Annotated in this window: 21 protein-coding genes, 1 pseudogene and 1 riboswitch; of the genes and pseudogenes, 20 read left to right on the top strand and 2 right to left on the bottom strand. The window is 74.4% G+C overall.

Annotated elements, in window-relative coordinates; genetic code table 11:
• The first annotated feature begins 8 nt into the window (after positions 1-8).
• The 3 genes from ACIP60_RS28660 to rpsD all read left to right on the top strand — a co-directional run bounded on the left by ACIP60_RS28660 (position 9) and on the right by rpsD (position 2979).
• Entirely contained in the window at positions 9-629 is a 621-nt protein-coding gene (locus ACIP60_RS28660) for an L-threonylcarbamoyladenylate synthase (protein ID WP_400689522.1), read from the top strand.
• 80 nt (positions 630-709) lie between these two features.
• Entirely contained in the window at positions 710-2059 is a 1350-nt protein-coding gene (locus tag ACIP60_RS28655) for a replication-associated recombination protein A (RefSeq protein ID WP_400689519.1), read from the top strand.
• 305 nt (positions 2060-2364) lie between these two features.
• On the top strand, positions 2365-2979 hold the full coding sequence (gene rpsD, locus ACIP60_RS28650; protein WP_033211599.1) for a 30S ribosomal protein S4: 615 nt from the start codon (positions 2365-2367) through the stop codon (positions 2977-2979).
• A gap of 1782 nt (positions 2980-4761) precedes the next feature.
• On the opposite strand, the pseudogene ACIP60_RS28645 reads toward rpsD, so the two are convergent.
• Positions 4762-5139 (bottom strand): annotated as a pseudogene (locus ACIP60_RS28645) (AAA family ATPase); the annotation flags it as partial.
• Positions 5140-5363: 224 nt separating this feature from the next.
• Here ACIP60_RS28645 and ACIP60_RS28640 point away from each other — a divergent pair.
• The 14 genes from ACIP60_RS28640 (at position 5364) to ACIP60_RS28575 (ending at position 19495) form a co-directional block, all read left to right on the top strand.
• Positions 5364-5843 (top strand): DUF948 domain-containing protein, encoded by a 480-nt coding sequence (locus ACIP60_RS28640; RefSeq protein ID WP_100835270.1) that lies wholly within the window; start codon positions 5364-5366, stop codon positions 5841-5843.
• 5 nt (positions 5844-5848) lie between these two features.
• A complete protein-coding gene (locus ACIP60_RS28635; protein WP_400689516.1) occupies positions 5849-6289 on the top strand; it encodes a DUF6167 family protein in 441 nt (146 codons plus the stop codon).
• The gene (gene alaS, locus ACIP60_RS28630) at positions 6289-8955 is read left to right on the top strand and encodes an alanine--tRNA ligase (protein ID WP_400689514.1); all 2667 of its coding nucleotides are present in this window, start codon (positions 6289-6291) and stop codon (positions 8953-8955) included. Before ACIP60_RS28635 ends, alaS begins: the two co-directional genes overlap by 1 nt.
• Entirely contained in the window at positions 8952-9443 is a 492-nt protein-coding gene (gene ruvX, locus ACIP60_RS28625; RefSeq protein WP_400689511.1) for a Holliday junction resolvase RuvX, read from the top strand. Before alaS ends, ruvX begins: the two co-directional genes overlap by 4 nt.
• Before the next feature lie 130 nt (positions 9444-9573).
• Positions 9574-10761: an endolytic transglycosylase MltG gene (mltG, locus tag ACIP60_RS28620; protein ID WP_400689509.1), complete on the top strand. Its 1188-nt coding sequence runs from the start codon at positions 9574-9576 to the stop codon at positions 10759-10761.
• A 116-nt stretch (positions 10762-10877) separates the two neighbouring features.
• Positions 10878-12893 carry an endolytic transglycosylase MltG gene (mltG, locus tag ACIP60_RS28615; protein WP_400689506.1) on the top strand — a complete coding sequence of 672 codons (2016 nt, stop codon included), beginning with the start codon at positions 10878-10880 and terminating at the stop codon, positions 12891-12893.
• A gap of 89 nt (positions 12894-12982) precedes the next feature.
• Entirely contained in the window at positions 12983-13804 is an 822-nt protein-coding gene (locus ACIP60_RS28610; RefSeq protein ID WP_400689503.1) for an ABC transporter ATP-binding protein, read from the top strand.
• 23 nt (positions 13805-13827) lie between these two features.
• A complete protein-coding gene (locus ACIP60_RS28605; protein ID WP_400689787.1) occupies positions 13828-14322 on the top strand; it encodes a GNAT family N-acetyltransferase in 495 nt (164 codons plus the stop codon).
• An 11-nt stretch (positions 14323-14333) separates the two neighbouring features.
• A complete protein-coding gene (locus ACIP60_RS28600; protein WP_400689500.1) occupies positions 14334-15161 on the top strand; it encodes a shikimate dehydrogenase in 828 nt (275 codons plus the stop codon).
• A 170-nt stretch (positions 15162-15331) separates the two neighbouring features.
• Positions 15332-16516, top strand: coding sequence for a chorismate synthase (gene aroC, locus ACIP60_RS28595; protein ID WP_400689497.1), 1185 nt, complete (start codon positions 15332-15334; stop codon positions 16514-16516).
• Positions 16513-17043 carry a shikimate kinase gene (locus tag ACIP60_RS28590; protein ID WP_400689494.1) on the top strand — a complete coding sequence of 177 codons (531 nt, stop codon included), beginning with the start codon at positions 16513-16515 and terminating at the stop codon, positions 17041-17043. Before aroC ends, ACIP60_RS28590 begins: the two co-directional genes overlap by 4 nt.
• The gene (gene aroB / locus ACIP60_RS28585) at positions 17036-18130 is read left to right on the top strand and encodes a 3-dehydroquinate synthase (RefSeq protein WP_400689491.1); all 1095 of its coding nucleotides are present in this window, start codon (positions 17036-17038) and stop codon (positions 18128-18130) included. Before ACIP60_RS28590 ends, aroB begins: the two co-directional genes overlap by 8 nt.
• Complete coding sequence (gene aroQ / locus ACIP60_RS28580; protein WP_400689488.1) at positions 18127-18579, top strand: type II 3-dehydroquinate dehydratase; 453 nt, start codon at positions 18127-18129, stop codon at positions 18577-18579. The genes aroB and aroQ overlap by 4 nt, the downstream gene beginning before the upstream one ends.
• 67 nt (positions 18580-18646) lie before the next feature.
• Positions 18647-19495, top strand: coding sequence for an AAA family ATPase (locus ACIP60_RS28575; RefSeq protein ID WP_400689486.1), 849 nt, complete (start codon positions 18647-18649; stop codon positions 19493-19495).
• A 206-nt stretch (positions 19496-19701) separates the two neighbouring features.
• Here the strand turns inward: ACIP60_RS28575 and ACIP60_RS28570 are convergent, their stop codons facing one another.
• Complete coding sequence (locus ACIP60_RS28570; RefSeq protein ID WP_400689483.1) at positions 19702-20604, bottom strand: SDR family oxidoreductase; 903 nt, start codon at positions 20602-20604, stop codon at positions 19702-19704.
• A gap of 94 nt (positions 20605-20698) precedes the next feature.
• Between ACIP60_RS28570 and ACIP60_RS28565 the strand changes: the two genes are divergently transcribed.
• The 3 genes from ACIP60_RS28565 to ACIP60_RS28555 all read left to right on the top strand — a co-directional run bounded on the left by ACIP60_RS28565 (position 20699) and on the right by ACIP60_RS28555 (position 22925).
• The gene (locus ACIP60_RS28565; RefSeq protein WP_400689480.1) at positions 20699-21265 is read left to right on the top strand and encodes a helix-turn-helix domain-containing protein; all 567 of its coding nucleotides are present in this window, start codon (positions 20699-20701) and stop codon (positions 21263-21265) included.
• A 78-nt stretch (positions 21266-21343) separates the two neighbouring features.
• A complete protein-coding gene (locus tag ACIP60_RS28560) occupies positions 21344-22150 on the top strand; it encodes an Fpg/Nei family DNA glycosylase (protein WP_400689477.1) in 807 nt (268 codons plus the stop codon).
• Between the two features lie 82 nt (positions 22151-22232).
• Positions 22233-22925, top strand: coding sequence for a DUF6445 family protein (locus ACIP60_RS28555; RefSeq protein ID WP_400689474.1), 693 nt, complete (start codon positions 22233-22235; stop codon positions 22923-22925).
• A gap of 83 nt (positions 22926-23008) precedes the next feature.
• Positions 23009-23219: riboswitch (cobalamin riboswitch) on the top strand.
• Positions 23220-23247 lie beyond the last annotated feature (28 nt).

Here is a 23247-nt window from a genome sequence, read left to right as displayed (position 1 = left end):
GTCGAGCAATGGCGAAGTACTTCGACGTGCACCCCGAGACGCCCCAGCCGCGCACCATCGGCACCGTGGTGGCGAGCCTCCGGGACGGCGCCCTCATCGCGTACCCCACCGACTCCTGTTTCGCCCTCGGCTGTCGCCTCGACAACCGGGAGGCCCTGGACCGGATCCGCACCATCCGGCGGCTCGACGACCGCCACCACTTCACCCTGATGTGCCAGGACTTCGCCCAGCTGGGCAAGTTCGCCCAGCTCGACAACAACGTCTTCCGCGCCGTCAAGGCGGCGACGCCCGGCAGCTACACCTTCATCCTCCCCGCCACCAAGGAGGTGCCGCGCCGGCTGCTGCACCCGAAGAAGAAGACCGTCGGCGTCCGCATCCCCGACCACGCCGTCACCCAGGCGCTGCTGGCCGAACTCGGCGAACCCATGGTCTCCAGCACCCTGCTGCTGCCCGGCGAGGAGGAGCCGATGACGCAGGGCTGGGAGATCAAGGAGCGCCTCGACCACGTGCTGGACGCGGTGGTCGACTCCGGCGACTGCGGGACGGTGCCGACGACGGTCGTCGACTTCTCCGACGGGGTGCCGGAGATCGTCCGCCACGGGGCCGGGGACCCGGAGCGCTTCGAGTAGCCGGAGCCGGAGCCGGAGCCGGAGCCGGAGCCGGGCCCCGGCCGGGGCGGGCTGTCGGAGCGGTCGCATAGGCTCGGGGCGTGGACGAGCCCGACCTTTTCACCCATGCCGCCGAGGAACGCCAGAGCGCCGAGCCGGGGCGCGCCCCGCTCGCGGTGCGGATGCGGCCGCGGACGCTGGACGAGGTGGCCGGGCAGCGGCAGCTGCTCAAGGAGGGCTCGCCGCTGCGCCGGCTGGTCGCCGGGTCGCGCGGCCCGGCGGCCACCAGCTCGGTGATCCTGTGGGGGCCGCCCGGCACCGGCAAGACCACGCTGGCGCACGTGATCAGCCAGGCGGTGGAGGGCCGGTTCGTCGAGCTCTCGGCGATCACGCACGGCGTCAAGGAGGTCCGGGCGGTGATCGAGGGCGCCCGGCGGGCGGTCGGGATGAGCGGCCGGGAGACGGTGCTGTTCCTGGACGAGATCCACCGCTTCTCCAAGGCCCAGCAGGACTCGCTGCTGCCCGCCGTGGAGAACCGCTGGGTCACCCTGATCGCCGCGACCACCGAGAACCCGTACTTCTCGGTCATCTCCCCGCTGCTGTCGCGGAGCCTGCTGCTCACCCTGGAGTCCCTCACCGACGAGGACGTCCGCACCCTGCTGCGCCGCGCCACCACCGACGAGCGGGGCCTGGGCGGCAGCGTGGAGCTGAGCGCGGAGGCCGAGGACCACCTGGTGCGGCTGGCCGGGGGCGACGCCCGGCGGGCGCTGACCACGCTGGAGGCGGCGGCCGGGGCGGTGCTGGAGCAGGGCGGGAAGCTGCTGACCCTGGCGGCGACCGAGACGGCGGTCAACCAGGCCGCGGTGCGCTACGACCGGGACGGCGACCAGCACTACGACGTGGCGAGCGCGCTGATCAAGTCGATCCGCGGCAGCGACGTGGACGCCACCCTGCACTACCTGGCCCGGATGATCGAGGCCGGGGAGGACCCGCGCTTCATCGCCCGCCGCCTGATGATCTCCGCCAGCGAGGACGTCGGCCTGGCCGACCCGACCGCGCTGTCCACCGCGGTGGCCGCCGCCCAGGCGGTCGCGCTGATCGGCTTCCCGGAGGCCCGGATCATCCTCTCCCAGGCGGCGATCGCGCTGGCCCTGGCGCCCAAGTCGAACGCCGCGTACCTGGCCATCGACGCCGCCCTGGCCGACGTCCGGCAGGGCCTGGCCGGCGCGGTGCCCGCGCACCTGCGGGACGCGCACTACGGCGGGGCGAAGAAGCTCGGGCACGGCAAGGGGTACCAGTACCCGCACGACCTGCCGGAGGGCATCGCCGCGCAGCAGTACGCGCCGGACGAGGTGCACGGCAAGGAGTACTACCGGCCGACCAGGCGGGGCGGCGAGGCCCGGTACGCGGACATCGCGGAGTGGACCAGGGCCCGGCTCAAGGGGGAGTGACCGTCCCGTATAGTAGGGGGGTGTGTCCCGGGCCCGGGGTTCCGCGAGGAGCGACCGGCCGCACCAGCGGGGCACCGAACCGGGGCCTCCCGCGAGGGAGTTCCCCCAGGAGCGGCGTGCACCGGCCTTCGGTGTCGCGGGCCTCCCACCACCCTTCCCGGTCGTGGGTGCCCCGTGTGCAAGCACATAGTGCCCGGTCGCGGAGAGCGGCTGACCGTCCGGCAACGGGCGGTTTTTCTCCGGGCCGCGAGAAGCGTCCTCCGTCAACACCTGGTGACAGCCGTATCTGAACAGGAAAAGGAAACATGGCGAACCAGAAGCGCCCCAAGGTCAAGATCGCCCGTGCTCTCGGCGTTCCGCTGACCCCGAAGTCCGTCAAGTACTTCGAGGCCCGCCCGTACCCGCCCGGCCAGCACGGCCGCGGCCGCAAGCAGAACTCTGACTACAAGGTCCGTCTGACCGAGAAGCAGCGTCTGCGCGCGCAGTACGACCTCAGCGAGAAGCAGATGGCGCGTGCCTTCGAGGCCGCCAAGAAGGTCGAGGGCAAGACCGGTGAGGCGCTCGTCGCCCTGCTGGAGGTCCGCCTCGACTCCCTGGTCCTGCGTTCGGGCATCGCCCGCACCATCTACCAGGCCCGCCAGATGGTCGTGCACGGTCACATCGAGGTCAACGGCTCGAAGGTCAACAAGCCGTCGTTCCAGATGAAGCCGGGCTACGTCGTCACGGTGAAGGAGAAGTCCAAGGAGAAGGTCCCCTTCCAGGTGGCTCGTGAGGGCGGCAACGCCGGCGAGGGCCAGACCCCGAAGTACCTCGAGGTCAACCTGAAGGCCCTGGCCTTCCGCCTGGACCGCGCGCCGCAGCGCCGCGAGGTTCCGGTCGTCTGCGACGAGCAGCTCGTCGTCGAGTACTACTCGCGCTGACCCGCGAGCGGAACGCCCCCCCCGGTCCTCGGACCGCGGGGGCGTTTCCCGTTCCCCGGGGCCGTCCGCCGCGGGCGGGTCGAGGGCGCGGCGGACGGCGGCGTCCAGGTCGAGCCGGGAGCCGAGCCGGAAGGCCGCCGCGTACTCCTCGCCGCCGAGGCCGGCCCGGGCGCGCCGCTCGCACTCCAGGTGCGGGCCGTTGAAGGAGCGGGAGCCGAAGAACGGGGTGCCGACGGCCCGCCAGAGCCGGTGCGCGGCGCCCTGCAGGACCCGGGCCTCGCGCAGGTCGGCGTCCGCGCCCTCGGTGGCCAGCAGGGCCAGCAGGTCCATCGCCAGCACGATGCCCAGCAGGTCGCGGAACAGGTGGTTGAGCCGCATCGACTCGCGGGCCAGGGTCCGGGCCGTCCGCAGGTCGCCGGCCTGCCGCCGGGCGAAGGCCATCGCGTACAGGCAGTAGCCGTACGCCCACTGCTCGCCGTGCTCCTCGCAGGTCTCCCGGAGCCGTTCGATCCCGGCCCGGCCGCCCTCCTCGTCGCCCTGGAACAGCCGGGCGAGGGCGAGTTCGAACCTGGCCATCAGGACGTTGGAGTTGAGCTCGCCGAGGGTGTCGTAGTGCCACAGCGCCTCCTCGAACAGCTCGGCGGCGCGGGCCGGGTCGTCGCCGATCAGGGCGGCGCAGCCCTGCCGGTGGACGGCGTAGGCCAGCGCCCGGTCGTCGCCGGTGTCCTGGGCCTGGCGGCGGCACTCCTCCAGGGCGGGGCGGGCCCGGTCCAGGTCGCCCTGGAGGGTGGCGAGGTAGCCGGTGACCCAGAGCGCCTTGGCCCGGGCGTCGGTGGGTTCGGGGGCCAGCGCGAGGGCCCGGTCGAGCCAGTGCCGGCCCTCGCCGAGGTGGCCGGTGCCGACCCAGAAGTACCAGAGCGTGCCGGCCAGCACGAGGGCGAGCTGCTCCTCGCCGGGTTCGGCGAGCGAGAACTCCAGCGCGGCGCGCAGGTTGGGGTGGGCGAGCCGGGTGCGGTCGGCGGTCTCGGCCTGCCGGGGGCCGAACCACTCGACCTCGCCCCAGGTGGCGACGCCGAGGTACCAGTCGCGGTGGCGGCGGCGCAGCCGGGGGCCGTCGCCGCCGGCCCGCAGCCAGTGCGCGCCGTACTCGCGCAGGGTGTCGAGCATCCGGAAGCGGACGGCGCCGTCGCCGTCGAGGCGCTCCAGGACGGACTTGTCGACCAGCGAGTCGACCAGCCCGAGCACGTCGTCCGGCTCCAGGCCGCGCCCGGCGCAGACGTACTCGACGGCGTCCAGGTCGAAGCCGGCGGCGAAGACCGAGAGGCGGGCCCAGAGTAAACGTTCCTGCATGGTGCAGAGTTCGTGGCTCCAGCCGATCGCGGTGCGCAGCGTGCGGTGCCGGGGCGGGGCCGTCCGGGCGCCGCCGGTGAGCACCCGGAAGCGGTCGTCCAGCCGGGCCGCCAACTGCTCGACGGAGAGCGCGCGCAGCCGCCCGGCGGCCAGCTCCAGGGCCAGCGGGATGCCGTCCAGCCGGCGGCAGAGCAGGGCCACCCCGGCCCGGTTGCCGGCCTCCAGCCGGAAGCCCGGCCGGACGGCCGCCGCGCGGTCGGCGAACAGCAGCATCGCCTCCGGGTCCGGCCCGCCGCCGGCCCCGCCGTCGGCCGCCGCCTCGTACGCCAGCGGGGCCAGCGGCAGCAGGTGCTCGCCCGCGGTGCGCAGCGACTGCCGGGAGGTGGCGAGCACCCGCAGGCCGGGCGCGGCGCGCAGCAGGGCGTCCGCCAGCTCGGCGCAGGCGTCGACCAGGTGTTCGCAGCCGTCCAGCACCAACAGGGCCCGGCGGTCGGCGAGTTGCTCGACCAGCACGTCCAGCGGCGGGCGGGCGGTGTGGTCGGTCAGGTGCAGCGCCTCCAGCACGGCGTGGCCGAGCAGCAGCGGGTCCTGCACGGGGGCGAGCTCGGCGAGGTGCGCGCCGTCCGGGAAGCCGTCGGCCAGCCGGGCGGCGGCGCGCAGCGCGAGGCGGGACTTGCCGACGCCGCCCGGGCCGGTCACCGTGACCAGCCGGGCCCGGGCCAGCAGGGCGGACAGCTCGTCGAGTTCGGCGGCCCGGCCGACGAAGCTGGTGACCTCGGCCGGCAGCCGGCCCGCCGCCGTGCTCGCCATGGACGCCCCCGCCGCTAGGAAACCCGGAACCCGCCGACCCGCGTTCCGCGAGCCAAACCCCCAACGAGGTGACCTGACGGTAGGTTACGCGCCGGATCCGCCGGTCCGGCCGGGCCGGGGCGGGCCCGCCGGCGGATATACCGGTCGGGGAACGAGCCGCTGTCACGGTAGGGTTCGGTACGAGTTGCACACGTGGGGAATCACTGCCGAGGGAGCGCGCGAAGGTGTCCGTGGGAGAGCTGGCCGGGCTGCTGGTGGCCGTCTTCTGGGCGGTCCTGGTCACCCTGCTCGCCGTGGTGCTGGTGCGGCTGTCCAAGGTGCTGCGGGAGGCCACCGGGTTGGTCTCCGCCGTCACCGAGCAGGCCGTGCCGCTGCTGCGGGACGCGAGCAGCGCCGTGCACAGCGCGCAGGAGCAGCTGGAGCGGGTGGACGAGATCACCGCCAACGTGCAGGACGCGGCGGCCGACGCCAAGGCGCTGTCGTCCACCGTGGCCGCCACGCTGGGCGGGCCGCTGGTGAAGGTGGCCGCGTTCAGCTACGGCGTCCGCAAGGCCGTCTCCCGGCAGCAGGCCGGGCCCGGCGCGGTGCCGCAGCAGGCGGGTGAGCGCGAGGAGTTGGCCCGGCTGATCCGGGCCGAGGTGCGGGCCGCGACGGCGCCGCGCGGCGGGCTGCTGGCCCGGGTCCGCCGGGCCGTGAGGGGCTGACGGCGATGGTGCGCAGGATCTTCTGGATGGCGGTCGGCGCGGGCGCCACCGTCTGGGCCATGAACAAGGCCAACGAGGCGGTGCACCGCCTCACCCCGGACTCGCTGTCCGGTACCGCCGCCCGCGGCGCGCTCCACCTCGGCGACGCGGCCAAGCGCTTCGCCCGGGACGTCCGGGCCGGCATGGACGAGCGCGAGCGCGAGCTGCGCGCGGACCTCGGCCTGGACGGCACGGCGGTCGTCGAGCCGCCCCGCCGCCGGGCGCTGGGCGGGTCGGCCGCCGCCGACGACGGGGCCCGAGCTATCTCGGCGGCCCCGGGCTCCCCGGCCGCCGCCCTGCCCCCGTCGTCGCGCGCACCGCGCCGCACCACCCCCCAGACCCTCGTTGCCAAGCCCCGCCAGCGCGAGCTGCCGGGCCGCACGACCGATCGGAAGGACCCCCACTGATGGAGTCGGCAGAGATCCGCCGCCGCTGGCTGCGCTTCTTCGAGGAGCGCGGCCACACCGTCGTACCGTCGGCCTCGCTGGTCGCCGACGACCCCACCCTGCTGCTGGTCAACGCCGGCATGGTGCCCTTCAAGCCGTACTTCCTGGGCGAGGTCAAGCCGCAGTTCTCGCGCGCCACCAGCGTGCAGAAGTGCGTCCGCACGCTGGACATCGAGGAGGTCGGGAAGACCACCCGGCACGGCTCGTTCTTCCAGATGTGCGGCAACTTCTCGTTCGGCGACTACTTCAAGGAAGGCGCGATCACGTTCGCCTGGGAGCTGCTGACCAGCTCGGTGGCGGACGGCGGCTACGGCCTGGACCCGGAGAAGCTCTGGATCACCGTCTACCGGGACGACGACGAGGCCGAGCAGATCTGGCGGGACGTCGTCGGCGTCCCGGCCGAGCGGATCCAGCGCCTGGGCATGAAGGACAACTTCTGGTCGATGGGCGTCCCCGGCCCGTGCGGCCCGTGCTCGGAGATCAACTACGACCGCGGCCCCGCGTACGGCGAGGAGGGCGGCCCGGCGGTCAACGGCGAGCGCTACCTGGAGATCTGGAACCTGGTCTTCATGCAGTACGAGCGCGGCCACGGCGACGGCAAGGACGGCTTCGAGATCCTCGGCGACCTGCCGAGCAAGAACATCGACACCGGCCTCGGCCTGGAGCGCCTCGCCGCCGTCCTGCAGGGCGTCGACAACCTGTTCGAGATCGACACCAGCCGGATGATCCTCGACCGCGCCGCCGAGCTCACCGGCCACGCCTACGGCGCCGACCACAAGTCGGACGTCTCGCTGCGCGTGGTCACCGACCACTTCCGCACCGCGCTGATGCTGGTCGGCGACGGCGTCACCCCCGGCAACGAGGGCCGCGGCTACGTGCTGCGCCGCATCCTGCGCCGGGCGATCCGCAACATGCGGCTGCTGGGCGCCACCGAGCCGGTCGCCAAGGAGCTGATCGACGTCTCGATCAAGGCGATGGCCCCGCAGTACCCGGAGCTGGAGAGCGACCGCAAGCGGATCGAGACGGTCGTCGTGGCCGAGGAGAACGCCTTCCTGCAGACCCTGCGCTCCGGCACCAGCCTGCTGGACGCCGCGGTCACCGAGACCAGGCAGTCCGGCGGCGCGGTGCTCTCCGGCGAGCAGGCGTTCAAGCTGCACGACACCTACGGCTTCCCGATCGACCTCACCCTGGAGATGGCCGAGGAGCAGGGCCTCCAGGTCGACGAAGCGGGCTTCCGCCGCCTGATGCAGGAGCAGCGCGACCGCGCCAAGGCCGACGCCAAGGCCAAGAAGATGGGCCACGCCGACGTCGCCGCGTACCGCGAGGTCGCCGACAAGGCGGGCGCGTCCGTCTTCACCGGCTACAGCCGCACCGAGGGCGAGGCCACCGTGGTCGGCCTGCTGGTGGACGGCGTCCCGTCGCCGGCCGCCACCGAGGGCGACGAGGTCGAGCTGATCCTCGACCGCACCCCGTTCTACGCCGAGGGCGGCGGCCAGCTCGCCGACCACGGCCGCATCCGGCTCGACTCCGGCGCGGTGGTCGAGGTCCGGGACGTGCAGCAGCCGGTGCCCGGCGTGATCGTGCACTCCGGCGGGGTGCTGTTCGGCGAGGTGGTGCTCGGCGCGTCCGCGTACGCCACCATCGACACCGACCGCCGCCGGGCCGTCTCGCGCGCCCACTCGGCCACCCACCTGACCCACCAGGCGCTGCGCGACGCGCTCGGCCCGACCGCCGCCCAGGCCGGTTCGGAGAACGCGCCGGGCCGCTTCCGGTTCGACTTCGGCTCGCCGGCCGCCGTCCCCGGCTCGGTGCTGACCGACGTCGAGCAGAAGATCAACGAGGTGCTGGTCCGCGAACTCGACGTCACCGCCGAGGTGATGACGATGGACCAGGCCCGCAAGCAGGGCGCCATCGCGATGTTCGGCGAGAAGTACGGCGACTCGGTCCGGGTGGTCACCATCGGCGACTTCTCCAAGGAGCTGTGCGGCGGTACCCACGTCGGCAACACCGCCCAGCTGGGCCTGGTGAAGCTGCTCGGCGAGTCCTCGATCGGCTCCGGCGTGCGCCGGGTGGAGGCGCTGGTCGGCGTCGACGCGTACCGGTTCCTGGCCCGCGAGCACACCGTGGTCTCCCAGCTGACCGAGCTGGTCAAGGGCCGCCCGGAGGAGCTGCCGGAGAAGATCTCCGGGATGCTCACCAAGCTCAAGGACGCCGAGAAGGAGATCGAGAAGTTCCGCGCGGAGAAGGTCCTGCAGGCCGCCGCGGGCCTCGCCGAGGGCGCCGAGGACGTCCGGGGCGTGGCCCTGGTCGCCGCCCGGGTCGGTGACGGCACCGGCGCGGACGAGCTGCGCAAGCTGGTGCTGGACGTCCGGGCCCGGCTCGGCAACCGCCCGGCCGTGGTCGCCGCGTTCACCGTCGCGGGCGGCCGCCCGCTGACCGTGATCGCCACCAACGAGGACGCCCGGGCGCGCGGCATCAAGGCCGGCGAGCTGGTCCGGGCCGCGGCCAAGACCCTCGGCGGCGGCGGTGGCGGCAAGGACGACGTGGCGCAGGGCGGCGGCACGAACCCGGCCGCCGTCGCGGACGCCGTCGCGGCCGTGCGGGCGCTGGTGGCCGAGCGCGCGTGAGCGAGGAACACCCCGTGGAGGAGAAGGTCTTCCGGCGCGGCCGGCGGATCGCCGTCGACGTGGGCGACGCCCGGATCGGGGTCGCGGTCTGCGACCCCGACGGGCTGATCGCCACCCCGGTGGAGACCGTCCCCGCCGGGGGCCGCTCGCAGGCCCGCCTGCGGGCGATCGCGGAGGAGTACGAGGCCATCGAGGTGGTGGTCGGCCTGCCGCGCTCGCTGAACGGCAAGGAGGGCCCGGCCGCCGCCAAGGTCCGCGAGTACGCGGGCCGGCTGGCCGGCCTGCTGTACCCGGTCGGGGTGCGGCTGGTGGACGAGCGGATGACCACCGTCACCGCCGCCGCCGGGCTGCGCGCCTCCGGGCGGTCGGCCAAGAAGGGCCGCTCGGTGATCGATCAGGCCGCCGCCGTGGTGATCCTGCAGTCGGCCCTTGAGACCGAACGGGTGAGCGGGCGCGCGCCCGGCGAGAGTGTCGAGCCGGTGGTCTGACCGGTACGGGTTAGCTTCCCGGTCGAGGGGCCCGTGCGGACGCGCGTCCGCACGGGCCCCTGGCGTCGCGCGGGGGCGGAGGCCGCCCGGCCGCGGCGCCAGGACGCCGCCCGCCGCCGGAAGGCCCGCCGTGACCGACCCGTACACCGCGCCCGGACTCACCCCCGGCCACCTCGGCGCCCCCGTGCTGGAGCCCGAGGGCGCCCCGCCCGGCCTGCCGTACGGCGTCGAACCGCCCGACCCGGACCAGCTGCGCACCCGCGCCGCGTGCTGCCTGAGCGTCGCCGGGCTGCTCGGCGTGGCGATGGCCGCCGCGCTCGCGCTGTTCGTGCTCTGGCCCGAGGGCGAGCAGCCCGCCCCCGACTACCCCGGCGGCGGCACCGGGCAGGTCCAGGTCTCGGTCGCGCAGGGCGCCAGCATCACCCAGATCGGCAAGACCCTGACCGCCAAGCACGTGGTCGCCTCCACCCGGGCCTTCACCGAGGCCGCGGCCAAGAGCCCGGCCGGCGACAACATCCACCCCGGGACCTACACACTCAAGGAGAAGATGTCGGCGGTCTCGGCACTCAACGTGCTGCTCGACCCGTCCAACGCCAACGCCCTGACCATCCCCGAGGGCTGGCGCTCCACCCAGGTCTTCGCCGCGATCGACACCCGGCTCGGCCTGGAACCGGGCACCACCGCGGCCGCCGCCGAGCAGCACGCCGCCGAACTCGGCCTCCCCGCCGACGCCGCCGGCCACCTGGAGGGCTACCTCTACCCGGCCACCTACGCCGTGACCGGGGACAGCACTCCGCTCACCCTCCTTCAAGACATGGTCAAGGAGGCCGGCGGCAACCTCGACGGCCCCGCGGTCGCCGACGCGGCCAGCGCGAACGGCGTCTCCCCGTACGGGCTGCTGGCCGTCGCCAGCCTCGCCCAGGCCGAGGCCGACAACCCCGAGGACATGGCCCGGGTCGCCCGCGTCGTCTACAACCGGCTCGCCAAGAAGATGCCGCTCCAGCTCGACTCCACCATCAACTACGCACTCGGCCGCTCCACCCTCACCACCACCCAGGACGACACCCGGCTCGACTCGCCCTTCAACACCTACGCCCACCCCGGCCTGCCGCCCACCCCCATCGGCAACCCCGGCCGGGACGCGCTGCGGGCCGCCCTGCACCCCGCCGACGGTGACTGGCTGTACTTCGTGACCGTCCGACCCGGGGACACCAGGTTCACCGACAGCGAGGAGCAGCAGCGCAAGAACGTCGACGAGTTCAACGCCTACCGCGCCCAGCACGCCTCGCCCCCGGCCGCCGGGAGCCCCTCCCCGTGAACGACAGCAGGCAGTGACCGTCCTTGGCTACGCTGCGGTACGGTAGCGTCTCCGACCACGGGCTGCGCGGACAGCACGCGGGTTCGACGGACACCCTGGACGCTGTAAGGGGATCGATGACTGATCAGAGCGGGCGCTACGGCTCCCAGGGCGACCAGCCGTGGTACCCCGGCGAACAGCCACAGCCCCAGGGCCCGTACGGGCAGCCGGACTACCTCCAGCAGTACCCCCAGGGCTACCCGCAGCAGCCGGACGGGTCCTACGGCGAGCAGCAGCAGTTCGTGCAGCAGCAACAGCCCGGGATGCAGCAGGGGTACCCGCAGCAGGGCTACCCGCAGCAGCAGCAGGGCGGCTCCTACGGGGGCCAGCAGCAGTTCGTGCAGCAGCAGGGCGTGCCCCAGGGGTACCCGCAGCAGCAGGGTGGCTCCTACGGCGGGCAGCAGCAGTTCGTGCAGCAGCAGCAACAGCCCGGGATGCAGCCGGGCATGGCGCAGCAGGGCTACCCGCAGCAGCAGATGCCGATGGGGGCCGGCCACCCGCAGCAGCCGGGCATGCCGCAGCAGGGCGTGCAGCAGCAGGGCGTGCAGCCGCAGCAGCAGTTCGGCCAGCGGACGGGCCTGCCGCCGCAGCCGGGGATGCCGCAGCAGGGCACCCCGCCGCACGGTTTCCCGGTCGGCCGACAGGTGCAGCAGCAGTCGCAGCCGGGCATGCCGCAGCCCGGCCACCCGCAGTCCGGCCACCCGCAGCAGCAGGGCGGGCAGCAGCCGCAGCCGCAGCAGGGCCCCGCCGCGCGGGCGGCGCAGCCCCGGTCGGCGGAGGCGGCCGGCGGCCCCGGGCCGGACGGCATCGACTGGGAGGCGGAGGCCGCGGCCCTCGACGACCCGTCGGCCGGCCGCCGGAGCACCGCCGCGCCCGACGAGCGGACCGACGAGGAGCACGGGGACTGGGCCGAGGACGGGTACCTGGACGAGGAGGACGAGGACGCCTCGTTCTTCTCCGGGCAGGACGACTCCCGCGAGGCCGAGCGCAAGCGCAAGGAGAAGGGCAAGAAGTCGGGCCGCCGCAACCGCGGCGCGTGCCTGGTGGTCGCCCTGGTGCTGCTCGGCGGCGTGGGCGGCGCGGGCTGGTGGGGCTACGGCTTCTACCAGGACCACTTCGGCCCGCCGCCGGACTTCAAGGGCGACGGCTCCGGCTCGGTGAACATCACCGTCAAGGAGGGCGCGGCCGGCGAGGCGATCGGCAAGACCCTGCTGGACGCCGGCGTGGTGAAGAGCATCAAGGCGTTCAGCGCCGCGTACGAGAAGGACCCCAAGGGGCGCGGCATCCAGCCGGGCGTCTACACCCTCAGGCACCAGATGTCCGCCGCCGCGGCGCTCAAGGAGCTGGTGGAGTCCAACGGCGGCAACGCGCTGATCATCCCCGAGGGGCTGAAGGCCGCCGACATCTACACCAAGATCGACGGCAAGCTGAAGCTCGCCCCGGGCACCACGGCGAACGTCGCCAAGGACCAGGCCGGCAGCCTGGGCCTGCCCGGCTACGCCAACAACAACCCGGAGGGCTTCCTCTGGCCGACCCGCTACTCGGTCGCCGACGGCATGAAGCCCGAGGAGTTGCTGAAGCAGATGGTGGCCAACGCCGTCCAGAAGTACGGCGACCTCAAGCTGGACGAGGCGGCGCAGAAGATCGGGCTGAAGAACGCGTACGAGGTGGTGACCGAGGCCAGCATCCTGCAGGCCGAGGGCAACAACTCGGAGGACTTCGGCAAGATGGCCCGCGCCATCTCCAACCGCCTGACCACCAACGTCACCCAGCACAAGCTGGGCGTGGACACCACCCTGCAGTACTCGCTGGGCCGCACCAAGCTCACCGAGCAGGAGATCAACGACGGGTCGAACAAGTACAACTCGTACATCAACCCGGGCCTGCCGCCGACCCCGATCAGCAACCCGGGGCAGGAGGCGCTCGACGCCGTGCTCAACCCGACGCCGGGCGACTGGGTGTTCTGGCTGGCCGTCTCGCCGCAGGAGACCAAGTTCGCGGCGACCGGCGCGGAGCACGCCAAGAACACCCAGGAGTGGTGTCTGGCCAAGGGCATGAAGTACGACTCCAAGCACGTCGCCTGCACGTCCTGACCTGCGCGTCCTGACCTGAGCACGACGGGCCGTCCGGTGGGCGATATGGCTTTGCGGGACGGCCGGGTGGTGCGGGTAGCGTGAGGCGGATGGAGACACCGCAGACACCGCACCTGCCCGAGCCGGCCCTGCTGGAGGCCGCCGCCGTCGACGTGGTCCGGGGCGGGCAGTACCTGTTGCGGGACGTGTCGCTGACCGTCCGGGCCGGGGAGCACTGGGCGGTGCTCGGGGCGAACGGGGCCGGCAAGAGCACCCTGCTGTCGCTGCTGGGCGCGGTCGAGCACCCCACCGCGGGCACCGTGAAGGTACTGGGCAGGCAGCTCGGCAGGGTCGACGTCCGGGAGCTGCGCGCGCACCTCGGGCACGTCAACCCGCGGCACCCGCTGCGCTCCCCGCTGACGGTGCGGCAGGTCGTGCTGACCGGCACCACGCAGACCATCGAGCCGGACCTGTGGCACCAGCCCACCGCCGAACAGCTCGACCACGCCGAGGAGTTGATCCGGACCCTGGGCGTCGCGCACCGCGCCGAGAGCCCCTGGACCACGCTCTCCCAGGGCGAGCGCGGCCGGGTCCTGATCGCCCGCGCGCTGATGCCCGAGCCCCGGCTGCTGCTGCTCGACGAGCCCGCCACCGGCCTCGACCTGACCGCCCGCGAACAGCTCCTGGAGAGCCTGGACGAGCTGCGCTCCCGCTACCCCGAGCTGGCCTCCGTGCTGGTCACCCACCACCTGGAGGAACTGCCCGGGACCACCAGCCACGCCCTGCTGCTGCGCGACGGCCTGACCACCGCGGCCGGCCCCGCCACCGAGGTGCTGACCACCGGGCTGGTCTCCGAGTGCTTCCGGCACCCGATCCGGATCACCCGCAGCGAGGGCCGCTGGTCCGCCCGCACCCGCCGGGGCACCGAGTGACCACCGCCCCGCCCGCCTGGACGCTGCGCCCCGCCACCGCCGCCGACCTGGAGCCGCTGGCCGAGCTGCGGGCCGGGGCGATGCGCCCCGACCTGGAACGGCTGGGCCGCTACGACGGGCACAAGGTCCGGCAGCGGCTGCGCGACGCGTACCGGCCGCGGCACACCTCGGTGGTCGAGGTGCCCGGCTTCCCGTCGCCCGCCGGGTGCCTGGCGCTCGCCCCCGACGAGCGGCCCGGCACCCTGCTGCTGGAGCACTTCTACCTCGACCCGGCGCTGCACGGCCGCGGCCTGGGCACCGCCGTGCTGCGCGACGCGCTGGAGCGGGCCGACGCCGCCGGCCTGGCCGTCCGGCTGAACGTGCTGCGGGGCAGCCCCGCCCGGCGGCTGTACGAGCGGCACGGCTTCGTGCTGGAGTCCGAGGACCCGGTCGACGTCTTCCTGCACCGCCCCGCCGCCGACCCCGCCCGCACTGCCCGCACCACCCGTACCGCCCGTACCACCAGCACCACTCCCTGAAAGGCCGCTTCGTGACCACCCCGCACCGGGCCGCCGTGCTCGGCTCGCCGATCGCCCACTCGCTCTCCCCGCTCCTGCACGCGGCCGGGTACGCCGCGCTCGGGCTGACCGACTGGCAGTACGGCCGGTACGACGTCGACGAGTCGGCGCTGACGGCGTTCGTCACCGGCCTCGACCCCGCCGAGTGGGCCGGCCTGTCGCTGACCATGCCGCTCAAGCGGGCGATCCGGCCGCTGCTGGACACCGTCAGCGACACCGCCCGGGCGGTGGACGCCGTCAACACCGTGGTGATCGACCGCGACGGGCGGCGGCACGGCGACAACACCGACGTCCCCGGCCTGGTCAACGCGCTGCGCGAGCACGGCGTCGAGCGGGTCGGGTCGGCCGCGGTGCTGGGCGCCGGGGCCACCGCCTCCTCGGCGCTGGCCGCGCTGGCCCAGGTCTGCGACGGCGAGGTCACCGCGTACGTGCGCAGCGCCGCCCGGGCCGCCGAGATGCGGGAGCTGGGGGAGCGGCTGGGCGTGGTGGTGCGCACCGCCGACTGGGCGGACGCCGCGCGGGCGCTGGCCGGGCCGCTGACGGTCTCCACCACGCCGGTCGGGGCGACCGACTGCTTCGCGGCGCACCTGACGGCGGCGCCCGGCGTGCTGTTCGACGTGCTGTACCACCCGTGGCCGACCGCGCTGGCCGCGGCCTGCCTGGAGCGCGGCGGCACCGTGCTGGGCGGGCTGGACCTGCTGGTGCACCAGGCGGTGCTCCAGTTCGAGCGGTTCACGGGCGTGCCGCACGGCCCGCTGGCGGCGATGCGGAAGGCGGGCGAGACCGCGCTCGCCGGGTGACGGACCCGTTCGGTTCCGGACGTTCGCTGTCCGCCACCCGGACCGTGGCCCCGGTGACCTGCGGGACGTGAAAGGATCGGAGTTCGCCCGCCGTGTTCCTGCGGCCGGGCAGGACGAGACGCCGGGCCGGCCGCCGTTCACGGCGCGGGCCGCTGACGAAGGAGCTTTCGGTGGGTAGCTTGCGCTGGCTCACGGCGGGGGAGTCGCACGGCCCCGCTCTGGTCGCGACGCTGGAGGGCCTGCCGGCCGGGGTGCCGGTCACCACCGCGATGGTGGCCGACGCGCTGGCCCGCCGCCGGCTCGGTTACGGCCGCGGCGCGCGGATGAAGTTCGAGCAGGACCAGGTGACCTTCCTCGGCGGAGTCCGGCACGGCGAGACCATGGGCTCGCCGGTGGCGGTCATGGTCGGCAACACCGAGTGGCCGAAGTGGGAGCAGGTCATGTCGGCCGACCCGGTCGACCCCGAGGTGCTCGCGGGCCTGGCCCGCAACGAGGCGCTGACCCGGCCCCGCCCCGGCCACGCCGACCTGGCGGGCATGCAGAAGTACTCGATCGACGAGGCCCGGCCGATCCTGGAGCGCGCCAGCGCCCGGGAGACCGCGGCCCGGGTCGCGCTCGGCGCGGTCGCCCGCTCCTACCTCAAGGAGACCTGCGGCATCGAGATCGTCAGCCACGTGGTGGAGCTGGCCGCCGCCAAGGCCCCGGCCGGGGTGCTGCCGCTGCCCGCCGACGAGGCCCGGCTGGACGAGGACCCGGTGCGCTGCCTGGACGCCGACGCGTCGAAGGCGATGGTGGCCGAGATCGACCAGGCCCACAAGGACGGCGACACCCTCGGCGGTGTGGTCGAGGTGCTGGCCTACGGCGTGCCGGTCGGCCTCGGCTCGCACGTGCACTGGGACCGCCGGCTGGACGCCCGGCTGGCCGCCGCGCTGATGGGCATCCAGGCGATCAAGGGCGTCGAGGTCGGCGACGGCTTCGAGCTGGCCCGGGTGCCCGGCTCGCAGGCGCACGACGAGATCGTCCCGACGCCGGACGGCGTCAGGCGCACCTCCGGCCGCTCCGGCGGCACCGAGGGCGGCCTGTCCACCGGCGAGCTGCTGCGGGTGCGGGCCGCGATGAAGCCGATCGCGACCGTCCCGCGGGCCCTGCAGACCCTGGACGTGCGCACCGGCGAGCCGGCCAAGGCGCACCACCAGCGCTCCGACGTGTGCGCCGTCCCGGCGGCCGGCATCGTCGCCGAGGCGATGGTGGCGCTGGTGCTGGCGGACGCGGTGGCGGAGAAGTTCGGCGGCGACAACGTCTCCGAGACCCGCCGCAACGTGCAGTCCTACCTCGACAACCTGATCGTCCGATGAGCGCACCGGCCACACCCGCGGTGGTGCTGGTCGGCCCGCCCGGCAGCGGCAAGTCCACCGTCGGACGGGTCCTCGCCGACCGCCTCGGCCTGCCGTTCCGCGACACCGACACCGATGTCGAGCAGGCCGCCGGCAAGCCCATCCCGGAGATCTTCCTCGACGAGGGCGAGCCGCACTTCCGGCAGCTGGAGCGGGCCGCCGTCCGGGCCGCCGTCACCGGCTTCCCCGGCGTGCTCGCGCTCGGCGGCGGCGCGGTCATGGCCGAGGAGACCCGGGCGCTGCTCGCCCCGCTGCCCGTGGTGTTCCTGGAGGTGCCGCTCGCCGACGCGGTCAAGCGGGTCGGCCTGGACGCCCCCCGCCCGCTGCTCGCGGTCAACCCGCGGGCCCGCTGGCGCGAGCTGATGGAGGCCCGCCGCCCGCTCTACCTGGAGGTCGCCACCACCGTGGCCGACACCGGGGACCGCACGCCCGAACAGGTCGCCGACGCCGTACTCGACGCACTGGAGTTGGAGAACCCCCATGTCTGACCCGGACCTCGTCCGCATCCAGGTCGCGGGCAGCGACGGCCACGCCCCCTACGAGGTGCTGATCGGCCACCAGCTGCTCGGCGAGCTCGCCCCGCTGATCGGCCCGAAGGCCAAGCGGGTCGCCGTCATCCACCCGGAGGCCCTGGAGGCCACCGGCGAGGCGGTCCGCGCGGACCTCGCCGACCAGGGCTACGAGGCGATCGCCCTCCAGGTGCCGAACGCCGAGGACGCCAAGAGCGCCGAGGTCGCCGCGTACTGCTGGTCGGTGCTCGGCCAGACCGGCTTCACCCGCAGCGACGTGGTGGTCGGCCTCGGCGGCGGCGCCACCACCGACCTGGCGGGCTTCGTCGCGGCGACCTGGCTGCGGGGGGTGCGCTGGATCTCGGTGCCCACCACGCTGCTCGGCATGGTCGACGCGGCCGTCGGCGGCAAGACCGGCATCAACATCGCCGAGGGCAAGAACATGGTCGGCGCCTTCCACCCGCCCGCGGGCGTGCTGGCCGACCTCGACACCCTGGAGACGCTCGGCAAGCACGACTACGTCTCCGGCCTGGCCGAGGTGATCAAGGCCGGCTTCATCGCCGACCCGGTCATCCTCGACCTGGTCGAGGCCGACCCGGAGGCCGCCACCACCCCGGCCGGGCCGCACACCCTGGAGCTGATCCGCCGGGCCATCCAGGTCAAGGCCGACGTGGTCTCCGGCGACCTCAAGGAGTCCGGCCGCCGCGAGATCCTCAACTACGGCCACACCCTGGGCCACGCCATCGAGCGCAACGAGCGCTACAAGTGGCGGCACGGCGCGGCGATCTCCATCGGCATGGTCTTCGCCGCCGAACTCGGCCGCCTGGCCGGGCGGTTGGACGACGCCACCGCCGACCGCCACCGCACCGTGCTGGCCTCGGTCGGCCTGCCGCTGACCTACCGCGCGGACGCCTGGCCGAAGCTGCTGGACGCCATGAAGATCGACAAGAAGTCGCGCGGCGACCTGCTGCGCTTCGTCGTCCTGGACGGCCTGGCCAGGACCTCCATCCTGGAGGGCCCGGACCCGTCCGTGCTGGTCGCCGCCTACGGGGAGGTCTCCGGATGAGCACGCCCGCCACCCGCGTCCTGGTCCTGAACGGCCCCAACCTGGGCCGGCTCGGCTCCCGCGAACCCGACGTGTACGGCTCCACCTCGTACGCGGGCCTGGTCGAGCGCTGCACCGCGCTCGGCGCCGAACTGGGCCTGTCGGTGGAGGTCCGGGAGACCAACTCCGAGGCGGAGATGGTCGGTTGGCTGCACGAGGCGGCGGACGCGAAGACCCCCGTGGTGATCAACCCGGGCGCCTTCACCCACTACTCGTACGCGATACGCGACGCCGCCGCCCAGCGCACCGCCCCGCTGGTCGAGGTGCACATCTCCAACCCGTACACCCGCGAGACCTTCCGGCACACCTCGGTCATCGCCGCCGTCGCCTCCGGCACCATCGCCGGCTTCGGCCTCGGCTCCTACGAGCTCGCCCTGCGCGCCCTCGCCGAGCAGCTCACCGGCCGCTGACGCACGCCGGGCCCGGTGGCGGACTTGTGCCCGCCACCGGGCCGACGTGTACATTCGGCGCAGGGAGGTGACGGTGAGCCAGTACGCGCAGAACCAGCACGCGGGGGGCCAAGTGCCACCACGACCTGCGGTGTCCCCGCAGCCGACGGGCCCTCAGCCGCCGTACCCCGCACCGGCCCTGCCCGGCGCCACCCAGGCGATCCCCACCCTGGGGCCGACCGCGCCCCGGCCGGACCGCCCGACCGTCCCGCTGAAGGCCGTCGGCCCGGTCGCGTCCGGCGGCACCGGCCACTTCCTGCTCCCGACCGGAGGGACCGTCCAACTGCCCGCCCCGCCACCGCAGCAGCCCGCGTTCCCCGCCCCGCTGCCCGGCCCGATCGCCGTCCTGCTGATCGGCCCGGCCGGCGCCGGCAAGACCACCGTCGCCCGGTACTGGGCCGAACGCCGGCCCGCCCCCACCGCGCACATCAGCCTCGACGACGTCCGCGAGTGGGTCCAGTCCGGCTTCGCCAACCCGCAGTCCGGCTGGAACACCGCCTCCGAGGCCCAGTACCGCCTGGCCCGCCGCACCTGCGGCTTCGCCTGCCGCAACTACCTCGCCAACGGCATCTCCTGCATCATCGACGACGCGGTCTTCCCCGACCGCCCCGCGATCGGCCTCGGCGGCTGGAAACGCCACATCGGCCCCGGCATGATCCCCGTCGTCCTGCTCCCCGGCCTCGACCGCGTCCTCGCCCGCAACGCCGAACGCTCCGGCAACCGCCGCCTCTCCGACGACCAAGTCGCCCACATCCACGGCCGGATGGCCGGCTGGCGCACCTCCGGCCTGCCGATCATCGACAACTCCAACCTGAGCGTCCCGGAGACCGCGGCGGCCCTGGACCACGCGGTCCTGAGCCGGTTGCACGCGCGTTGAGGTTCCGCTGCGCGGCGAGGGGGTGGGGGCGTCCCGGAGACCGCGGCGGCCCTGGACCACGCGGTCCTGAGCCGGTTGCACGCGCGCTGAGGTTCCGCCGGTCCTGAGTCGGTTGCACGCGCGCTGAGGTTCCGCTGCGCGGCGAGGGGCGGAGGGGGTTGGAGGCGGTCGCCGCCCCGGGCCGTGCGGTCGCGGGTGTGCGGGGGTCAGCTCTCGGTGAAGTAGTGGTCCTGGTCGAGGTCGTCGAGCAGGCCCGGGTGCCGGGGCTGCCAGTCGAGCAGGGTGCGGGTGGCTTCGGAGGAGGCGGGCAGGTCGAGGGGGACGAGGCGGGCGAGGAAGCCGAAGTGTTCGGCGGCGCGGTCCTCGGGGACGGGGGCGGTGGGGACGCCGAGGCGGATGCCGATGCGTTCGGCGATCTCGCGGAAGGGGACGCCCTCGTCGTCGACGGCGTGCAGGCGGGTGCCGGCGGGGGCGTGTTCGAGGGCGAGGCGGTAGAGGTGGGCGGCGTCCAGGGTGTGGACGGAGGGCCAGCGGTTGGTGCCCTCGCCGAGGTAGCCGGAGGTGCCGGTGGCGCGGGCGATCCGGATCAGGGTGGGGACGAAGCCGTGCCGGTCGAGCGGGCTGTGGACGACCGGGGGCAGCCGGACGACGCTGGAGCGCACCCCGTCCGCCGCGGCGTCGACGATCGCCTGCTCGGCCTCGGTGCGCGGGGCGCCGGGGGCGACCAGGCTCTCCAAGGAGGGCCGGCCGGGCGTGTTGCCGCCGCCCGTCCCGCCGGTGCCGACCAGCGGCTTGCCGGTGCCCGCGAGCGCCTCGACCAGGACCCGGACGGCCTTCAGGTCGTCGGCCATCGCGCCCGCGTAGTCGCCCTGGGCCATCGCCTCGTGCTTGAAGGCGAGGTGGACCACCCCGTCGGCGGCCGAGGCGGCGGCCCGCAGGCCGTCCAGGTCGTCGAGGTCGCCGCGGCGGACGTCCGCGCCGAGGGCGGTGAGCGCGGTGGCGGAGGCGTCGGAGCGGGCCAGGCCGGTGACCCGGTGGCCGGCGGCGAGCAGTTCGGGGACGAGGGCGGAGCCGAGGTGGCCGGTGGCTCCGGTGACGAAGACGTGCATGGGGGTGGACCTCCGAGTGATGGGACCTTGTCCCGTCACCATAACGCGCGGAGCCCCGTGATGCGACCATCTCCCGTCACGTAGACTCCGTGCCATGGCCAGATGGGACCCGAACGCGCGCGAACGGCTGGAGCGCGCGGCGCTCGAACTCTTCGTCCACCAGGGCTACGACCGCACCACCGTCGCCGAGATCGCCGAACGCGCCGGGCTGGCCAAGAGCACCTTCTTCCGGCACTTCGCCGACAAGCGCGAGGTGCTCTCCGGCGGCGACGCGCTGCTGCGCCTGCTCGCCGACGCGATCGCCGCCGCCCCGCCCGGGGCCGGCCCGCTGGAGGCCGCCGGGGCCGCCCTCGCCGCCGCCGGCGCCCACGCCTTCACCGCCGAACGCCACCCCGCCGTCCGCGAGCGCCAGCAGGTGGTCGCCGCCAACCCCGAGCTCACCGAACGCGAACTCCTCAAGCGCGAGGCCCTCGCCACCGCCCTCACCGCGGCCCTGCGCGGGCGCGGCGTCCCCGACCCGGCCGCCGTCCTCACCGCCGAACTCACCCTGCTCGCCCTGCGCACCGCCCTCGCCCACTGGGCGGCCCGCCCCGGCCAGGACTTCACCGCCCTCGCCCTGGCCGAACTCGCCGCCCTGCGCGAGGCCGCCGCCGCCCTCTGAACCGGGCCGCCCGGCCTGTCCGAGCGCCCTGGGACAATGGACTCCTCGCGACCACCACGACCGAGGAGTTGACCGCCGGTGCCCGAGGGGCATGTGATCCACCGCCTGGCCAGGCGGAACGACGAGCTGTTCGGGGGGCGCCCGGTGCGGGTCTCCAGCCCGCAGGGGCGCTTCGCGGAGGGGGCCGCGCTGATCGACGGGCGGGTGCTGGACGAGGCGGAGGCGCACGGCAAGCACCTGTTCCTGGGCTTCGGCGAGCACTGGCTGCACGTGCACCTGGGGCTGTACGGGAAGTACGCGTTCGGGGCGGGCGAGGCGCCCGAGCCGGTCGGGCAGGTCCGGCTGCGGATGGTCAACGACACCGGGTACGCCGACCTGCGCGGGCCGACCGCCTGCGAGCTGCTCACGCCGGAGGAGAAGGCGGCCGTCCACCGCCGGCTGGGGCCGGACCCGCTGCGGGCCGGGGAGTCGGGGGAGGCGGCCTGGCGGCGGGTCTCCCGCAGCGGCAGCACGGTGGCCGCGCTGCTGATGGACCAGAAGGTGCTGGCCGGCGTCGGGAACGTGTACCGCGCCGAGGTGCTGTTCCGGCTCGGGATCAGCCCGCACCGCCCCGGGCGCGAGCTGTCCCGGGCCGAGTGGGACGCGATCTGGACGGACCTGGTGGCGCTGATGCACGACGGCGTGGCCGCGGGCCGGATCGACACCGTCCGCCCCGAGCACACCCCGGAGGCGATGGGCCGCCCGCCGCGGGTGGACGACCACGGCGGCGAGGTGTACGTGTACCGGCGGCACGACCGGCCCTGCCTGGTCTGCGGCACCCCGGTCCGCACCGAGGAGCTGGCCGCCCGGAACCTGTTCTGGTGCCCGCGCTGCCAGCGGTCCTGACGCCGCGTCACGGGCAAGCCTTGACGCAAGGTTGACCGGATCTTGGGCGAGGCCCCGGAACGCCGCTCCTATTGTCGGGTCCATGCCCGCTCTCCCGTTCCAGGACCGGCGCCCCGCCCCGGTGCTCCCGGTCCTGCCGTACCGCAAGCCCACCCGCGGCCGTGACTACTGGGTCCTGGACGACGTCCTCCCGGACCCGGACGCGGTGCGCGCCCGGCACCTGGCGCGCACCGACTGGGACGAGGGCTACCCGCACAAGCCGGAGTCCTGGCCGGGCCTGCGAGCCATGCCCGGCCTGGAGCCGGCGGAGCTGGCGCGGGTCGAGGAGCTGGTCCGGGAGGCCACCGGCGCGCCGCGGATCTGGGCGCTGGACGAGGCCGAGGGCGGCACCTTCAACCACAACTGCGTGCAGGTGGTGGGCGCCGGGGAGTGCGAGCCGCGCCCGCACACCGACTCCCGCTCGCTGTGCCGCTACGCCGCCGTGCTGTACCTCAACCCGGCCGTCCCCAAGCGCTGCGGCACCAGCTTCTACCGGCAGAGCCTGCCCGGCGGCCGGCTCGGCGGCAACAGCGTGGTCGCCCCGCACAACAACCTGGTGGACGCGCTGGGCACCCGCTTCGTCCCGCCGGACTCCTTCACCGAGGACCTGGCCGTCCCGCACCGCTACAACCGGCTGCTGCTCTACACCGCCAACCTGATCCACACCGCGACCGAGTACCACGGGACGGCGCTGGAGGAGAAGCGGATGACCTGCGTCTTCTTCTGGATGGCCTGACCGGTGGTCAGCACACCGCTGACCAGGCGTGATCTGCGCCACCCCGGCCCGGGTGCGCCCTTGCCGCGGCACCCGCGGCGGGCCTACGGTGGGCGGGCCGTGGTGCTCGGGAAGCCGGTGCACCGTGTCCGCCACGCGAGTGCGCGGCACGGGAGTCCGGAGCGGCCCTCGCCACTGTGATCGGGGAGTCGTCGGCTCCCACCCCGTGCCACTGGCCCCCGCGGCCGGGAAGGCCGGGCGCCGGCGCGCAACACCCCGTCAGCCAGGAGACCGGCCACGGCATCTCACGAAGTGATCCACGAGGTGCTGGAGCGTGATCCGC

Origin of the sequence: Kitasatospora sp. NPDC088783 (genome assembly GCF_044750705.1) — a bacterium.
Classification (GTDB): Bacteria; Actinomycetota; Actinomycetes; order Streptomycetales; family Streptomycetaceae; genus Kitasatospora; species Kitasatospora fiedleri.
The sequence above is the reverse complement of the archived record's forward strand: the minus strand, read 5'-3'. Positions and strand labels throughout refer to the sequence as shown.

What these genes read in the sequence shown, in the direction of transcription:
- rpsD (WP_033211599.1), top strand. Translation starts at nt 2,365, where the DNA reads ATGGCGAACCAGAAGCGCCCCAAGGTCAAGATCGCCCGTGCTCTCGGC.
- ACIP60_RS28565 (WP_400689480.1), top strand. Translation starts at nt 20,699, where the DNA reads ATGGCCAGATGGGACCCGAACGCGCGCGAACGGCTGGAGCGCGCGGCG.
- ACIP60_RS28590 (WP_400689494.1), top strand. Translation starts at nt 16,513, where the DNA reads ATGAGCGCACCGGCCACACCCGCGGTGGTGCTGGTCGGCCCGCCCGGC.
- alaS (WP_400689514.1), top strand. Translation starts at nt 6,289, where the DNA reads ATGGAGTCGGCAGAGATCCGCCGCCGCTGGCTGCGCTTCTTCGAGGAG.
- ACIP60_RS28635 (WP_400689516.1), top strand. Translation starts at nt 5,849, where the DNA reads ATGGTGCGCAGGATCTTCTGGATGGCGGTCGGCGCGGGCGCCACCGTC.
- ACIP60_RS28570 (WP_400689483.1), bottom strand. Translation starts at nt 20,604, where the DNA reads ATGCACGTCTTCGTCACCGGAGCCACCGGCCACCTCGGCTCCGCCCTC.
- aroQ (WP_400689488.1), top strand. Translation starts at nt 18,127, where the DNA reads ATGAGCACGCCCGCCACCCGCGTCCTGGTCCTGAACGGCCCCAACCTG.
- ACIP60_RS28610 (WP_400689503.1), top strand. Translation starts at nt 12,983, where the DNA reads ATGGAGACACCGCAGACACCGCACCTGCCCGAGCCGGCCCTGCTGGAG.
- mltG (WP_400689506.1), top strand. Translation starts at nt 10,878, where the DNA reads ATGACTGATCAGAGCGGGCGCTACGGCTCCCAGGGCGACCAGCCGTGG.
- ACIP60_RS28660 (WP_400689522.1), top strand. Translation starts at nt 9, where the DNA reads ATGGCGAAGTACTTCGACGTGCACCCCGAGACGCCCCAGCCGCGCACC.
- aroB (WP_400689491.1), top strand. Translation starts at nt 17,036, where the DNA reads ATGTCTGACCCGGACCTCGTCCGCATCCAGGTCGCGGGCAGCGACGGC.
- ACIP60_RS28555 (WP_400689474.1), top strand. Translation starts at nt 22,233, where the DNA reads ATGCCCGCTCTCCCGTTCCAGGACCGGCGCCCCGCCCCGGTGCTCCCG.